This is a genomic window from Pseudoalteromonas sp. ABE4_541, assembly GCF_056312285.1.
Genome location: NZ_JBSVEM010000005.1, coordinates 103,576 through 119,060 on the forward strand (window position 1 = coordinate 103,576; position 15,485 = coordinate 119,060).

Annotated in this window: 11 protein-coding genes; 3 read left to right on the top strand and 8 right to left on the bottom strand. The window is 42.8% G+C overall.

What is annotated here, in order from left to right; genetic code table 11:
- Nucleotides 1–32: 32 nt before the first annotated feature.
- Nucleotides 33–818: a phytanoyl-CoA dioxygenase family protein gene (locus tag ACW689_RS06805; RefSeq protein WP_476289637.1), complete on the bottom strand. Its 786-nt coding sequence runs from the start codon at nucleotides 816–818 to the stop codon at nucleotides 33–35.
- 25 nt (nucleotides 819–843) lie between these two features.
- Here ACW689_RS06805 and ACW689_RS06810 point away from each other — a divergent pair, with 25 nt between their 5' ends.
- Nucleotides 844–1,608: an alpha/beta hydrolase gene (locus ACW689_RS06810; RefSeq protein ID WP_476289639.1), complete on the top strand. Its 765-nt coding sequence runs from the start codon at nucleotides 844–846 to the stop codon at nucleotides 1,606–1,608.
- A 53-nt stretch (nucleotides 1,609–1,661) separates the two neighbouring features.
- On the opposite strand, the gene ACW689_RS06815 is transcribed toward ACW689_RS06810, so the two are convergent.
- Nucleotides 1,662–3,851 (bottom strand): DUF6359 domain-containing protein, encoded by a 2,190-nt coding sequence (locus ACW689_RS06815; protein ID WP_476289641.1) that lies wholly within the window; start codon nucleotides 3,849–3,851, stop codon nucleotides 1,662–1,664.
- A gap of 152 nt (nucleotides 3,852–4,003) precedes the next feature.
- Complete coding sequence (locus tag ACW689_RS06820) at nucleotides 4,004–6,049, bottom strand: bifunctional 2',3'-cyclic-nucleotide 2'-phosphodiesterase/3'-nucleotidase (RefSeq protein WP_476289643.1); 2,046 nt, start codon at nucleotides 6,047–6,049, stop codon at nucleotides 4,004–4,006.
- Between the two features lie 230 nt (nucleotides 6,050–6,279).
- On the opposite strand from ACW689_RS06820, the gene ACW689_RS06825 reads away from it, so the two are divergent.
- On the top strand, nucleotides 6,280–7,059 hold the full coding sequence (locus tag ACW689_RS06825) for a thioesterase II family protein (RefSeq protein WP_476289645.1): 780 nt from the start codon (nucleotides 6,280–6,282) through the stop codon (nucleotides 7,057–7,059).
- A 71-nt stretch (nucleotides 7,060–7,130) separates the two neighbouring features.
- The gene (locus ACW689_RS06830; protein WP_476289647.1) at nucleotides 7,131–7,640 is read left to right on the top strand and encodes a pyridoxamine 5'-phosphate oxidase family protein; all 510 of its coding nucleotides are present in this window, start codon (nucleotides 7,131–7,133) and stop codon (nucleotides 7,638–7,640) included.
- 17 nt (nucleotides 7,641–7,657) lie between these two features.
- Here the strand turns inward: ACW689_RS06830 and ACW689_RS06835 are convergent, their stop codons facing one another.
- The 5 genes from ACW689_RS06835 to ACW689_RS06855 all read right to left on the bottom strand — a co-directional run bounded on the left by ACW689_RS06835 (nucleotide 7,658) and on the right by ACW689_RS06855 (nucleotide 15,369).
- Nucleotides 7,658–8,773 (bottom strand): DJ-1/PfpI family protein, encoded by a 1,116-nt coding sequence (locus ACW689_RS06835; protein ID WP_476289649.1) that lies wholly within the window; start codon nucleotides 8,771–8,773, stop codon nucleotides 7,658–7,660.
- A 130-nt stretch (nucleotides 8,774–8,903) separates the two neighbouring features.
- Nucleotides 8,904–10,121, bottom strand: coding sequence for an Nramp family divalent metal transporter (locus tag ACW689_RS06840; RefSeq protein WP_476289651.1), 1,218 nt, complete (start codon nucleotides 10,119–10,121; stop codon nucleotides 8,904–8,906).
- 70 nt (nucleotides 10,122–10,191) lie between these two features.
- Nucleotides 10,192–11,856, bottom strand: coding sequence for a methyl-accepting chemotaxis protein (locus ACW689_RS06845; protein ID WP_476289653.1), 1,665 nt, complete (start codon nucleotides 11,854–11,856; stop codon nucleotides 10,192–10,194).
- Nucleotides 11,857–11,890: 34 nt separating this feature from the next.
- On the bottom strand, nucleotides 11,891–12,712 hold the full coding sequence (locus ACW689_RS06850) for a substrate-binding periplasmic protein (RefSeq protein WP_476289655.1): 822 nt from the start codon (nucleotides 12,710–12,712) through the stop codon (nucleotides 11,891–11,893).
- Nucleotides 12,713–12,741: 29 nt separating this feature from the next.
- Nucleotides 12,742–15,369, bottom strand: coding sequence for a TonB-dependent receptor domain-containing protein (locus ACW689_RS06855; RefSeq protein ID WP_476289657.1), 2,628 nt, complete (start codon nucleotides 15,367–15,369; stop codon nucleotides 12,742–12,744).
- Between the last annotated feature and the right edge of the window lie 116 nt (nucleotides 15,370–15,485).

The following is a 15,485-nucleotide window of genomic DNA, read 5'->3' on the forward strand; positions in this document are numbered from 1 at the left end:
TTAAAAATCAACCGCTAACTTAAAAACTTACTTTACTTGGCTTGTTCACTTAAAGTCCAGCTATTAATAAACACATCAGGTGCTTCGAAGTTTTCTAGTTTTGCTTTGTTGGGCAGATAGCCTTGGTTTATAAACCCAGCAAACGTTGATGAAGCCTCACAAAACAAAATATCTAATGCCAAACGATCTTTCCCGTATAGGCCTCTATGGATCATATTTGCCGAGAAGATGAGCACATCCCCCGCAGCCAAAGGGACGATTTTACTACCACTTAAATCATCACTACTCGCGCAGCCCTCCTGCTCTAACCTAACGGCTAATTCCTCTTTGGTATCCCAGCGTTGGTGTGTGCCGGGGATTAACTCAATACCGTTTTCATCTGCTAAAGCAATGCGTACATGAATAACATCAGGCCCACTCAAAGCCAAGCGTTGTTGTTCAATATTTAGGTGGTATTGTGGATCGCGATGCCAGTAATTCTTTTGCTCTGCGTTGACTGGGTTAAAAAACAGCTGGCTATTCATAAACGCCAATTTAGATAGCCCTGTGTGGCTTAACCAGTCACGCATGCCATACGATGCAATCAAGCGAAAAATTTGCATAATCTCTTGCTCATTGAGCAGGCTGCTAGAGGTAAGTCCTGCACTATTGACTGCCCGCGTTTGGTAAAAGTGATAGTTCTCTTGGCACCACTTTTGATGAAATCCATTACAAGTCGTTTTTAATTCATTCAGTTGTATTTCTTCTAACGCCTTTGGAATAGTATAAAACCCATATTTTTGGTACAAAGTATCCGTACACATCATCAAAAAACTCACAACAATCATTCATTAAGGAAGAAAAATGCGTTACACCTTGAGCGCACTCGCGCTATTTAGCGCTATCACTGTACAAGCACAATCATCAACCATACACGATAAGCAACGAGACCGTCATATTCCCGTTGAAATAAATACACCTAACAATGCCACAGCGTGCACTCAAACGCAGCCATGTAAAGTGGCATTTATTGGCGCAGGCTACCGTGTTGAGCATAGCAAATATCAATTTATTTCTAAGCAGCTGAATAAATTAGGATACCTCACTGTCGCCATTGGTCATGAGCTACCCAACGATCCACCGCTATCATTAGTTCAACCATTTAGTAAAACCCGCATGGAAAACTGGCAACGTGGTGCCAAGACGGTCACTGTCGTCAGGGAGCATCTTGCTCCACAATACGTCAATTATGACTTTAACAATCTCACCTTAGTTGGCCATTCGAATGGTGGAGATATTTCTGCGCTGTTGGCGAACTCTGAGGCGGACTATATTAACTCTGTGATCACCTTAGATCACCGTCGAGTGCCGCTGCCAAGAACAAGCACAATTAATATTTTATCTATACGTGCGAGTGACTACCCCGCAGATCCAGGGGTGCTGCCTACACCTGAGGAACAAAAGCAGTTTGACAGTTGCGTTGTTAAGATAAATAACGCTCGCCATAATGATATGAGTGACTACGGACCAAACTGGCTCAAAACACATATCAACAAAATTATTGATATGCACTTGGCAAACGTCGGTTGTGATGAATTAAAAAAAGATTTAGTAACTAAGCGCAGCTGAAGTTAACTAAAAAGGGCCTGTCGGCCCTTATTGTTTTTGGGAGGGGGATATTACTAATCCAAAATAGTCAGCTTACTCACACTGCGAACACCAGCATGACTCATATAGTCGTTTTTGATGCCTTCTACACGCAGACGTTTGCCAAGTAAACTTGGGTTAAGCTGTGGGCTAAATGCATCACGCTGAGATGATTCAAGTTTAATATAAAGTGTATTTGCAGCATTGTTGTCATCGCTTAGCTCAAGTGCATACTTGCCGTTAATCGCAGAAGTGATAACACCCGCCACAACCACAGCTTGACCATTATTCATTGCCAGTACATCGCTCACTGACAAATCACCACTTGGATCCGGTTGGCTAACACCACCGTTGCCAACCACTTCAATTGAACTCACTTGACGCACACCTGGTGCACTCATGTAGCTGTCACGTACGCCTTTAATGAGCAGTTGTGCGTCTAAAATCGAAGGATTTAGTTGCGGGCTGAAATCATTACGCTGGCTGCTTTCAAGCTTGATGTTAATCGTAAAGCTTGGGTCATTGATATCTTCTAGTACTAATGCATAAATGCTATTTAGTGCCGATTTAACACGACCAGTCAGCTCGATTGCTTCGCCCTGTGCTGTCGCTAGCGCTTGCTCAACAGACAACGCAGTAGGCGCAATTTGAATGTCGGTTACATAACGAATTCCCGGCTCACCCATGTAGCTATTGCGCGTACCTGACACGATGATGTTTTGATTTAAAATGCTCGGATTAAGCTGTGGGTTAAAATCTGCACGTTGACTGCTTTCCAACTTCACATAAATACTACTCGCTGGATTATTTAAGTCTGTCAGATTAAGACCATAAATACCGTTAACCGCATCAGTGACTTGACCTATAACAACTAATTCAGTGCCTTGTGACGCCGCCAGTGCTTGCTCTACAGATACTGTATTGCCCGGTGTTGGTGTGGGATCTGGATCAGGGTCTGGATTTGTTTGGCCATTACCATATGGTGCGTTGAATGAGTTGTTTTTATAAGTGTCCGTATTCCATGCATCAAAGCCACTTGCAGGTGTTCCCCAAGGTTGGCCATTATTTGGATCGGTATACTCTTGGCTTGCCATAGGCGTAGGTGTAGCAACCCCAGCATAACGACCATTCGTGCCATCAAAGTACTGATAACTTTCTGGCGTCGCAAGCCAGTTTACAATGTTGACAGCCAATACAGCGGCATTACCAGAATCTGTCCAGCCTGGATAAGTTTTTTTAGTATTGCCGTTGTCTTGGCGTTTGTATTTAGGTGTTGCATCTTCAATTGGCGATGAATCGCCAATAAATGCCGCTTTACCTGCACCTGACTTAGCAATCGCAGCATACGGACCTTCTGCAGCGCCACCAAAGTATAAGCCTTGGTCTTTAGCATGACGCCATTTTACAGGCGTGTCTGACTGTGAAAAGTACACCAAGCCTTTTGCTTGCTGTGGGTTAACAATTGCAAGTGTTGCGCCCGCTGCCATTAAAATTGGTTGAACACCTTGCGTGATCCCTTCCGTTTTTGAGCTCTCAACGACCCCACTTACACCTTGCTTATAGTCAACTGCATTGAAACGAAAACGAATACCAAAGTTTTCAACTAACCAACCCGCATTGGCGCTTTTTGGGTTACGCCAATCGCCATAAGCACCGCCCATATTGTACTTGCTTAGGTCTGAGCGGTTGTAACCGTTAAACACTTCGGTTGCATCCCAGGTGTTTAAGTTACGGTCTGCGTCATAGTGATCAGCAACAAAGAAAATGCCTTTTCCAGCAGCAACAAACTGTTCAAGCGCGGCTTGTTCACTTAGCGTAAATGGACGGTTAGTTTCGGCCAAAACAAGCACGTCAGCTTCTCTAATTGCATCATAAGTAATGATTGCTTCGTTTTGGTTTGTATTGATAATACGGTCGTCAAAAAAGCGAATTTTGCCATCATTGTTTAAATCAACGCCGCGATACTCTTTAACGGTATAACCTTCTTGAACAAGCGCGTCAGCAAAGTCAGAAAACGCCCCATCAATTACCCAGTCAGCATTACCTTCAACACCGCCGTGCGACACGTCAAAGTAAACCACCTTGCCATTATCTTTGCTGGCTGTAGGTGTTTTGACTGGCGCGACATTATTCCAGCTATACGCATCAGCAGCCATGGCTGAAGTACTCGCAATACCAGCCCCTAACAACATAGCTAAAGCGCTATATCTATACATTGATTTCATTTCTCAGTTCCCGTTGTAAATATCCTAAGCGCTGCTTATAAATGAAATTTGACAACAACTTAGGTGTTAATTTCCCTGTCACTTTGCATAGCAAGACATCATCTAGGGTCGAAAAAAAAGCCCCGAGCAAGGGGCTAGATTAAAACCGCTCGTTACTGCGGTTGGGTCAAATCAAGTTGATAAATTGCAAAACCTTTTTCATCGGTTTTGTCTGTAGGCAAGATGTGGCCAAATTGTTCACTGTAAGCTTTGGCTGCATCACTATTCGCACTGGTAAATTGGATTTCCACGTTGGCTACTGGCGCAAATGACCAGTTCATATCCGCTGAAGGATCTAAACCTTTACCGCCGTTCTTTTCACTTTGCTCTGCGATATAATCAGCAACTACTTGACGGTTTTCATTAGGTGAATCAACCACAATTTTATCCGCAGCAATACCAGGGAAATTACCACCGCCAGAAGCTCGGTAATTATTTGTAGCAACTAAGAACTGTTGCTCAGCAGTGATCGGTTGGCCTTGATACTTTAGCGCAACAATACGCTGACCATCAGACACCTTTTCGCCTTTAGCGCTATAACGAGCAGGTTGAGTCACATCAATTTGATATGTCACACCATCAATCACATCATAGTTATAGGATGGGAAGTCAGGATTAATCAGCATTTGAACTTCAGTGCTATTCGGGTCTATTTGCTTAAATTGTCCGGCAGACATTTCAAGCCACTCTTTGACTTGAGCGCCATTGAGTTTCAGTACTTTTAGGATATTTGGATAAATGTACAAATCAGCGACATTTCGGTATGCAATGTCACCCGCTACAATTGAAGTGTAATCATCAGCTCCACCACGACCCGCTCTAAACGGTGCACCAGCGGACAAAATTGGCAATCCGTCCAGCTCTGTGCCTTGTACAATTTTTTGCGTATACCAAGTTTGTGCATCGGTAACAATTTGAATAGATGGGTCGTCATTAACGAGTGCAAAGAAGCTATTCACAGGCGCCGTGATTTTCGCAAAAGGTGCATTCACCCATTCACGCGTTTCACGGTGTGCATCGGTCACAGCGGCTTCTACTTGCGCATCACTATCAACCAAGGATTTCACTTCACGCTTATCATTTGTCTCATAAATTGGACGTAAAACAGATTGAGAATCTGCAACATGCCATTCGTTACCTTTATACTCTAACGTTAAGTCAATCATACCTAGGTTATTACCCCAAAATCCCGGCATCACAGCGGCTACCCCGTTAATCGTGCCTTTTTCGATATCGACACCATGCTCGGTTAACCCGTCATAGCTTGAACTTGGGAAGTTCGCATGAGAATGACCAAACATAATCGCGTCAATACCGTCGACCTTTGATAAGTAATAACTTGCGTTTTCTGCAAGTGGCTTTTGCGCACTAACATCAAGCCCCGAGTGTGGAATCGCGACGATCAAATCAGCACCAAGCTCTTTCATTTCAGGTACGTACTTATTTGCCATTGCAACAATATCTTTAGCAATGACTTTACCTTCAAGATTTGCCTTATCCCATTGCATAATTTGTGGAGGTACAAAACCAATAAAGCCGACTTTAACTCTGTATACTTTCCCGTCAGTGCCTCTGAATGATTTTTCTTGGATCACATAAGGTGAAAATAACGGTTCGTCATTACTGGCATCATCGTCGCCATCATCTTTAAAAACGTTTGCTGAGATGTAAGGGAAGTTTGCATCGTCAATCGCTTCATGCAAAAACTCAAGGCCAAAGTTGAATTCATGATTACCAATGTTGGCAACGTCATAGTCTAAAGTATTCATTGCCGCGTACACTGGGTGTGTATCGCCTTCCTCTAGATTCTTAATTTTTGCCATATAGTCGCCAAGCGGACTACCTTGGATCAAATCGCCATTATCAACAAGTAGCGAGTTATACACTTCGTCTCTTGCGTTACGAATAAGTGCAGCTGTTTTTACTAGACCGACCTTGTCGTCTTGCTTGTCTGAGAAATAGTTAAAGTTTAATACATTAGCATGTAAATCAGTCGTTTCTAATAAACGTAACTTAATTTTAGTTCCCTCGCCGATAGCAACAGGCTTAGGTTGAGAAACACCTGTGTTGGTTGTTGTATTGTTGTCCGAGTCTGAACAACCAGCGAATAGTGCGCTTGAGCCACACAATATTGCTAACGGTAATAACTTTGTTTTCATGGTCCTTGCTCTTTGTTTTATCTAAAATTAGAGCGAGTACTATAGAGGTGAAAAAAGACAATTAAGCGAATTATTCGTGGCAAATTCGTGCCAGATTTATGACTTTTAGGTACATTGCATTGTGATTTACTGTACAAATATAAGGTATAGAAAATGCCTTATTTCATTTTTCTCATCACCCATGTAGACTCAAACAGAAATCACCCCCAATGAAGTATTAGGATAAGGAAATGAAGCACCTATCAACAAACCCTTGGTTATTTTTCCCCAAGCAAACGCCTTACGCAAAATTAAAACTCGTTTGCTTTCCCTATGCAGGGGGAAGCGCTCGTTCATTCAATGATTGGCAAGCCATGCTCCCTGCCAATGTCGAGCAAATCATCATTCAAATGCCAGGGCGCGGCAGCCGTTTTTCGGAGCCAGCTATAGATTGCATGGACACGTTGACCGATACCATTATCGAACAGCTAACGCCCCACTTAAATTGCCCATTTGTTTTTTACGGACATAGTTTGGGGGCACGAGTCGCTTTTGAAATACAAAGAAAAATGAGCCTTACAAGCACGAAACAACCTGAGCATTTCATTGCCTCAGGCAGTGCACATCCAGGAAAAGACAGAAGTGATGATATAACCCATACACTTGATGACGACGCATTCAAGGCCAAGTTAGCAAGCTTAAACGGTACGCCCCCTGCGGTGTTAGAACATGAAGAATTAATGATGCTGTTTATGCCAGTTTTACGCGCAGATTTTAAACTTGCTGACACTTATCAATACACAGGTAATGAGCGATTTAGCGCAGATTTAAGCGTGTTTATTGGTGAAGCAGATGAAATTACTAAAGAAGATCAGCACGCTTGGAAGAATTACTTCACGGGCGAACATAACGCCAAAGTATTCGATGGCGATCACTTTTTCATTGATAGTAATAATCAGCTAGTAGGTAATGCTGTGCGCGAAATCTGTGAAAAAGTCCTCAGCAATAGCGCTGTCAATGAACCAAATTGATAACATTTAAATTCAAGTAGCAGAGCACTAAAAACGTACTTACGCGTGCGGTTATAACCTGAGGGCATAACATGATAACGCAAATGCAATGGCAAGAAGCCAAGCGGCTATGCAAAGCCGCTTTTAGCTCATCGCTACATTTTTCAATCGCTTCTGTTTGTGCTGATGGTACACCTCATGTTACGCCTATTGGGTCCTTGATACTCGGTCAGTTTTCAGATAGTCAAGGACATGCTTATTACTTTGAAAAGTTTACAAAACAGCTTGCTGTTAATAGCCAAAGTAATGACAAAGTTTGCATACTCGCGGTCAACAGTAGTAAATGGTTTTGGCTCAAATCGCTCATAAAAGGTCAGTTTTACCAGCAGCCAGCCGTTCGCTTAGTGGGTGAATTAGGGCCGCTCCGCCTCGCTTCCGAGGTAGAAATTGCACGTTGGCAAAAACGGGTAAGTAAAGTGCGTTTAACACTAGGCCACAGGTTACTTTGGCAGGACATGACACACGTCAGAGATATCACTGTCAAAGAAATAAAGCAGGTAAATATAGGTAAAATGACACAAACCGGTGGCTCTAAATCTTAGAGCCACACTCATCTTTATTAGATTTCGGCTAAAGAGTCTAACAAGGCTTTAGCTTGGCTATTGTCTGGATGTGCTTTGCGAACCGCTTGGGCGATCTGTTTAGCTTCTTTATGTTTACCTTGCTGAACGTAACCATTTGCAAGGCTTAAATCAACCATCGGATGATTTATCTGTTCTTTTATTAATTCAAGCAATGCGACAGCACCGTTCACTGTTTTCTCGTTCGGAGCGGTTTTGAGTTGATATACACCTGACATGGCGACCAACATACCGTCATACTGTGCCGGATTTTGCTTATAAGCTTTAACAGCGCTTAAGCTTCCCTCCATAACCTGAGCGACAAAAGCCATTGTTTTATCGTCTTTATTTGGTTCAAGTTCTACAGGTTCAATACCCAACGCACGCACAACAGCCATGGCAGTATCTGCTGTAGAGAATGGATTTTGCCCAGTAATTAAATTGCCATCTACCGCAACATGGCCCAGCATAAGTCCAGCACTTTCAAATTTTCCGCCTCGCTCTTTCAACTTATCTTCTAGCAGAAAATCGAATTTTGGTCTCCATTTTTTACCAAACGCCATTTCTTCAAGATTGGTAAAGCCATTCACTTGCTTTCCTGCAACTAAATAACGGCCATTACTGAGTTTGACATCCACAAATGCGGCAGGTCCATGACAAACAGCTGATACGACCCCTTGCTGTTCATATGTATTTGCGATTAATCGCTGTAATGGCGCGTGCTTGTATAAGTCAAACATCGGCCCTTTTCCGCCCACCACAAAAACAGCGTCGAACTGTTTGTTCTCTAATGCACTTACTTTGTAAGTCGTTTCAAGGGATTGAACTGCTTGTGTATCACTTAAAAACTGTTGGTTGTATGGCTTATTAGCGTCATATTGGTCAGCAACCGGCTTTCCACCATGTGGCGATGCCAAAGTGATATTAAGACCATTGGCTTTAAATACACGATACGCTTTACTTAGCTCATCAAATTCAAAACCTGGTTTAACAAGCTCATTATTATTATCAAGCTCCCCATAGCTGCTCATGACCATAACAACACTAGGTGACTCTTGAGCAAACAACGAAAAACTCGCTAACGCAAATATTGTAGATAGGGTTAATTTGTACATGATTAGATCTCATTCTCAATTAATTTGACCTAACTGTAACGAGCAAAATGTGAAATGGGTGTGAAGTAAAGCCACCTAAAAAGCAGTTAAATGTCACCCCGAAGGGCACACACTCAACTGCCTTTTTACATTAAAACAAGCCTAACGATTTTGCGATCAGTCTCATACCTAATATCGCGGTAAACAGCAAAACCGCTACGCCTAAAAAATTCGACAGCTTAGTGTTTGCATGTTCCCCGAGCATGCTTTTGTTATTCATCGCGTATAACAAGAACCCCGCAATAATTGGCAACAATAAGCCATTGGCAAATTGCGCCAATAATATGATCTCTATCGGCTTAATATTTGCCATCGACAGGAGTGCCCCAATCACTATCACCGTGACGCTGATCACACGAAACGATTTAGAGTTTACATTGGTGTCTAATTGCAAGATCTCTGAAATCACATAACTCGTTGCAAGCGGTGCAGTGATCACACTACTTAAGCCTGCAGCAAACAAGCCTATTCCTAACAAATACTTGGATAAACTACCAAATAAGGGTTCAAACACTATCGCCATATCCACAGCATTGTTCACGCTTAGTCCCAAAGTAAAAATACTCGCAGCCGCTGTAGCCGTGACTAAAATAGCAATGAGCCCACCAAGACCAATTGATACGATAGTATCAGAACGTGCTTGGGGAATATCTTCTGGTTTTGACCAATGAGATTTTGCCGTTGAGGCGTGTAAAAACAAGTTGTAGGGCACGACCGTCGTGCCAATTAAAGCGATGACGGTGAGTAAACTACCTTCTGGGATAGAGGGAGAAATCGCACCTTTAAACAGTTGCGAAAAATCAGGTTTTACTAAAAAAAAGGTGATCACAAACGCCAACGCCATCACGGACACCAAAGTGATCAAGATGCGCTCTATTTGCTTGTAGGTCCCTTGCATTAATATCACCGCACCTATCGCCGTTAAGGCGATAATAGAGCCTCTAAACACCCATTCCCCTGGCGTTGTGATAGCTTCTATACCTAATGCGGCACCGACCAAATTGCCCGCCTCATAGGCCGCATTCCCCACACAAATGGCGACAATTATCAGAGCAAATAAGGGCCACTTCCAAAAAGAGTGGTGCAACGAATGATTAATCACTTCTCCGAGCCCTTTTTGGGTCACAATACCAACACGTGCTGACATTTCTTGTAAAATGACGGTCGCTATCGTTGCAAACACCAAAGCCCACAACAATGCATAACCAAATTTAGCACCAGCCAACGTACACGCCGTTATCGTACCTGGGCCAATGAAGGCCGCTGTTACAATGACTCCTGGCCCGAAATTCTTTAATTTGTTGAGCATGTTTACCATCCTGTTGTTAAGAGAGTATTAGGCCACCAAACCGTGTTACTTCAACGGCCTGCGCTCATTTTTAAATTTTAAATCGATTCACTATCGCAGCGAGTTCGCCCGCTTTTTCACTCAAATTAGAGCTGATCTCTAAATTGCGCTCACCTATCGCCGCCGACTCCTTACTTTGTTCAGAAATCGACTCTGTCCGCTGTGAAATTTCTTTATCTACAATATCTTGCTCTTTAGTAGCGCCAGCAATATGCTCGTTTACATTTAAGATTTCATGAATAAACTGCACGATATGCTGTAGTGATTCCGACGCAGAAGCCGCTTTTTCAACAGTCAAAGAGCTAAAACTCTTACTAGATTCCATCGCATGAACCGCATCTTTAGAACCTTCTGTTAAGGTATTAATGACACACAGTATTTGTGCTGCGCTCTTTTGCGTACGTGTAGCTAACTCCCTTACTTCATCAGCCACAACCGCAAACCCTCTACCCTGCTCACCAGCTCTTGCCGCTTCGATTGCCGCATTTAAAGCCAATAAGTTAGTTTGTTCCGCAATTTCTTGAATAATAGATAGCGAACCGGAGATATTGCGTACATCGCCCTCTAACTTGGAGATCACATCACTTGCCTCGTCTAACTTTTGCGCCAGTGTATTAACAGAGCTAGTCGCCTCACCCACTGAACCTTGCGTTTCTTGCGCGCTGTTATTGGCGTTTTGCGCCGAGTTTGCAGCTTCATTCGCATTTCGTGATATTTCTTCTGCCGATGCTGTCAACTGCGTCATTGCTGTTGCTATCAACTCTGTTTCAGATTGTTGGCGCAATAAGATGGCGTTGATCTCCCCTGATGCAGAAGCAATTTGCTTGGTTTCAGCTACCACTTCATTCGTCAACTTGGCAACCCTAATGATCAACTCATGTAGTTGACCCAAAAAGATATTGAAATTACGACTTAAACTGTCAAATTCCGGCAAAGTAAAATCGGGAATACGTGCAGTTAAATCGGCATCTCTCGCCGCAAATATGTGAATGGTGTCTTCAAATTTAGACAATGGCACTGTGATACTTTTGCTGATTATCAAACCAAATACAGCCACAATCACGGATATAACAAGGGTAAATAATAGAATACCTTGAATACTTTCTATGACTTGTACATTATTCTTCTCACGCATGGATTTAAGCAAGGCATCAACATCTTCTGTATAAAAACCCGTACCAACAATTAAATCCCAATTAGGTAAGTAAATGCTATAAGCCAATTTAGGAATAGGTTCAGTTTGATCTGGCTTTGGAAAGTAATAAACCGAGTAACCCTTACCACTCTTTGCAGAGTCGATTATATCTCTGACCAGATAATTTCCTCTTTTATCTTTTAGATCGATATAGTTCTTACCTATGCCCTGACTACTATCCCCTTGCATAACTCGGGTACCATCAGGTTTGAAAGCAAATAAATAGCCAGATTCACTAAACTTGATATTGCGCAGGAGCGCTATAACTTCAGCTTCAGAGTGGTCACCTTCTTTTAATGGTGAAATGACACTTTCGGCAATTTCAAGATACGCCTTTAACTCTTCACGTTTCATGCGCATCATTTCTTTACGGCTCAATTCTTCTTGAACCTCACTCAGCTTTTTTGCCTCCACATAAGTTAGTGTGATCACGACAGAAGAGATAATGATAACGGGAATTAAAGATAGCAGTATCAATCGTGACTTAATCTTGAGCTTCATTTATCTATTCCTCTTGTTACTGTCTACCACCAAACTACGACCGCTCTTCCACTTCTTTTCCCGACTGGGGCGAGGTATCGTAAATCGAGTCTTCATTTTTATAGTGCTTCAGGTATTCCGATAGAATTCTTTGATACGTACCATCTTCTTTCATAGAGCGTAATGCTTGGTCGACCTGCGCTTTAAGTGTTTGCAGCGGCTTATTTTTAGAAAAGGCGATATAACTTGGAATTTCATACGAATACGAGGGTAATTCATAAACTTGATTTGCTATGCCAAGTTGTTTGACAATTTCCATACCTCCGAGCTTGTTGCTGATCACGACATCGACTTTTTGCGCAAGTAACAACTCAAAATTCTTCTTACCACTACTATTAACTACAAGATTGTCAAAAAGATCATTTTCCAACGCTTGATCTATTTGAGCGCCATAACTTACTTTGTGCATCACACCGACGCGATACGACGCCAAAGAATTGAGACGACCACTAAAATGTACTTTGTTTTCTTTGAGCGCAAATAATGAGATTGATTGCTCAATGAGGACTTCGTCTGAATAATTGAGGTATTCTGAACGTTGTGGTGTTTTGTAGATTGTAAAAATACCATCGACTCGACCAGTACGCACTTCTCTAATGGCCCTTCCCCATGGCATAAACTGTATTTCAAAAGGCCGATCAATACGTTTAAAAACTTCCCTGATAAGCTCTACGGCGATGCCACTGGCATCTTGAGCGCCTTGAAATTCATATGGGGGATATTCCAATGTCACCAACCTAACCGTTCGCGCATGTATTTGCCATGCACAAATAACACTGACAAAAATCAATATGCGGCTGATTACCTTAAAAATCATGCTTATACGCACGATACCCCCATTAAAAATCAGAAACTCATTTGCAATTTCACATAGGCACGACGACCGCGTGGATCACCCGTTCTAGGGTCATAGCTCCCTGCTATCGCCACATAAGGAGGATCTTCATCCGTTGCGTTCACAACCCCCATGATCAACCGTGTTTCAGAATCTTCTTTGATCACTTGCCCAATATTGACGCTATATTGCAGGTCTATGGTATTAAATGAGCTAATCGAATCATCGTTCACATCATTGGTATAGCTTGCTACATGTCTGAAATACACATTGGCACTGTGCATTCCATTAGACCAATTCATGCCAATACTGCCCCTTAATCTCGGTGACGGATTGCCCACTGTATTACGATTTAATTGACCTAAGCCATCTGTCGTTTTGCCACTGGCATCCATCAAGTCATAGCTGAGCAAGTAAGTCGCTTTAAGTTGTGGTGAGAAATCACCATAATCAGTTCGGTAAATAGTTGAAGCGCTTATATCCAAGCCCGATGTATCTATTGCCTCGGCATTCACAAACTTTGTATTAACGATAGAAATGGTGCCCGCTGAAGTTCTGATAACCCGAGCTGGATCATTTGGATTGGCATTGACCACAGCTTGGTGACTTTCTCGGGTTAATACGTCTTCAAATGAAAAATCCCAGTAATCTAAATCAAAAGTGTACTCATCAACCGCATAAGATAAGCCCAGATTCAGTGCTTCTGATGTTTCTGGTACCAAATTTGGATCACCAATTGTACGGTTACCACCAAAGGTTGTAGAACCATCTTCAGGGTCGGTAATATTTGCAAAGTTAGTTTGCACCCCTTGCAGTTGGTGAACTGAGGGTGCTCGAAATGATGTGCTGAAAGTCCCTCTAAACGACAGCTCTTCGGTTGCGAGCCACAAAAAAGAAAACTTTGGATTCGTCGTATCACCACCGTATTCGCCATAATCTTCATACCTTAATGCGGCACCGAGCTCGAGGTCTTCGGTCAAAGGCACGAGCACTTCCGCAAATACCGCTTTTACGTCCCGCTCTCCAGTAAAGTTTTGGTTACCAATCAAAAAAGCAAAGCTATCTTGTTGCGTAAATGAGTCATACACATTATTAATTGATTCATCGCGATATTGAATACCAATCGCATAACCAACATCGCCCCCACCCACTTCAAATAACGATTCACCGGTAATTACCGCTTCAAACACACGCATTTCCGATTCTGCATCACCCATATAGTCACCAACAATATAATCTCGTAAGCGTTCGTTATCAGGGTCATTGGGAGCAAATGGATTGAAATAGTAGCACTCGCCTACACCTGCCTCAGCTTGAGTTGTGCCACTACACTTGTTGCCACCTAAGCCGTGTAGCGCAGCTTGAAAGTTGTCGGTAATAATATCTCTTGGATTTAAAATAGCGTCGTTGGCAGCGGCTACGAAGGATGCCTGCCAGTATATGCCCTCGGTTAACTCACCATCCGCACCAATTGCAAAACGTGATGTAGTATGATCGTAGTAATTGATTTCGGTTGGTTTACCCACACCGTATGGACGACCTCTAAAGAAAATATCTTCACCGTAAGGGTTATCTGGATGAGAAGCCAATACGCTTGGTGCATTTAACACAGGAAAGCTTGGCGAAACCTCTCGGGTAATTTTGTTTCTTGCATACCCAAACTCAGCCCACATTTTAGTGGTGTTGCTCCAATCCCAATTCGCACGGGCATACGCTTGTAAGCGGTCTTCGTTAGGTACTGCGGTTATCTGCGGACCAAAGTCAAACAAACAAAAGCTGTTGCCATTAGAGCCATTAGACACCGTACCGCCATTTGCTACACAGTTTGGATCAGCGACGGTTAAACCATTTGGATTATTTTCATCGGCCAAAGATGGGATCACAAAACTACCGGGATTACCAAAACTACTGTTTGCAGGTTTTAGCCAATCCACTTCATCCAGCAGCAGGCTTGAACGCTCAAGAAAGCTCACCGCAAAGAGCATATGACCACTATCGCCAACGTAACCACCATACGCAAAATCTATCTTGGTATCGTCTTGGTCACCATCACTCCAGCGAGTACGATACTCATATTGAATCTCAGCGCCTTCTAAATCATCTCGTGTAATAAAGTTCACCACACCTGCTACGGCATCAGACCCATAAATTGCAGAGGCACCATCTTTTAAAATTTCAACGCGCTTTATAGCCAAAGTCGGCACCAGTGATGCCGTATCCACAAAACTTGCTCCCTGATCAGTGACCACCGCAGAAGTCACTTGACGAATACCATTGAGTAAAACTAAGGTTGAGGAAACTCCCAAACCGCGCAAATTTACGTTAGAAGTACCGACCGTAAAGTTTTGCGACAAGTTATCCGAGTTATTTTGAGAACCCGCATTAAAGGGTAAAACTTCAATCAAGTCACGAATATTGTTGGCACCTATATCCGTCAGGTCACTTAACTCCGTGCTCGAAATCGGAGAAGAGCTTTCCGATTGTATCGATCGCTTGATCCGCGATCCCGTCACGATAATCGTTTCAATGGCACTTTGCGCTTGAGTTTCATTTTCGGCTTCAGCGTACGCTGTGCTTGTCATTGTTAGCAGGCACACGCAGGGTAGCAATCGTGGTTTATAAACAAATGACTTGCTCATAATTTCCCCTTGTTTAGTTTCACAGTGAGCAATAAGGCGGATAGCAAACTGACCTTATCGTGCAAAGAGTAAGCGGGTGTAAACCTAACTAGTTCAAGCATAGCTTGAAATTGATG

Bases quoted from the DNA above. Each gene is read 5' to 3' on its own strand.
- ACW689_RS06810 (WP_476289639.1), top strand. From the start codon at position 844: ATGCGTTACACCTTGAGCGCACTCGCGCTATTTAGCGCTATCACTGTA.
- ACW689_RS06815 (WP_476289641.1), bottom strand. From the start codon at position 3,851: ATGAAATCAATGTATAGATATAGCGCTTTAGCTATGTTGTTAGGGGCT.
- ACW689_RS06820 (WP_476289643.1), bottom strand. From the start codon at position 6,049: ATGAAAACAAAGTTATTACCGTTAGCAATATTGTGTGGCTCAAGCGCA.
- ACW689_RS06825 (WP_476289645.1), top strand. From the start codon at position 6,280: ATGAAGCACCTATCAACAAACCCTTGGTTATTTTTCCCCAAGCAAACG.
- ACW689_RS06830 (WP_476289647.1), top strand. From the start codon at position 7,131: ATGATAACGCAAATGCAATGGCAAGAAGCCAAGCGGCTATGCAAAGCC.
- ACW689_RS06835 (WP_476289649.1), bottom strand. From the start codon at position 8,773: ATGTACAAATTAACCCTATCTACAATATTTGCGTTAGCGAGTTTTTCG.
- ACW689_RS06840 (WP_476289651.1), bottom strand. From the start codon at position 10,121: ATGCTCAACAAATTAAAGAATTTCGGGCCAGGAGTCATTGTAACAGCG.
- ACW689_RS06845 (WP_476289653.1), bottom strand. From the start codon at position 11,856: ATGAAGCTCAAGATTAAGTCACGATTGATACTGCTATCTTTAATTCCC.
- ACW689_RS06850 (WP_476289655.1), bottom strand. From the start codon at position 12,712: ATGATTTTTAAGGTAATCAGCCGCATATTGATTTTTGTCAGTGTTATT.
- ACW689_RS06855 (WP_476289657.1), bottom strand. From the start codon at position 15,369: ATGAGCAAGTCATTTGTTTATAAACCACGATTGCTACCCTGCGTGTGC.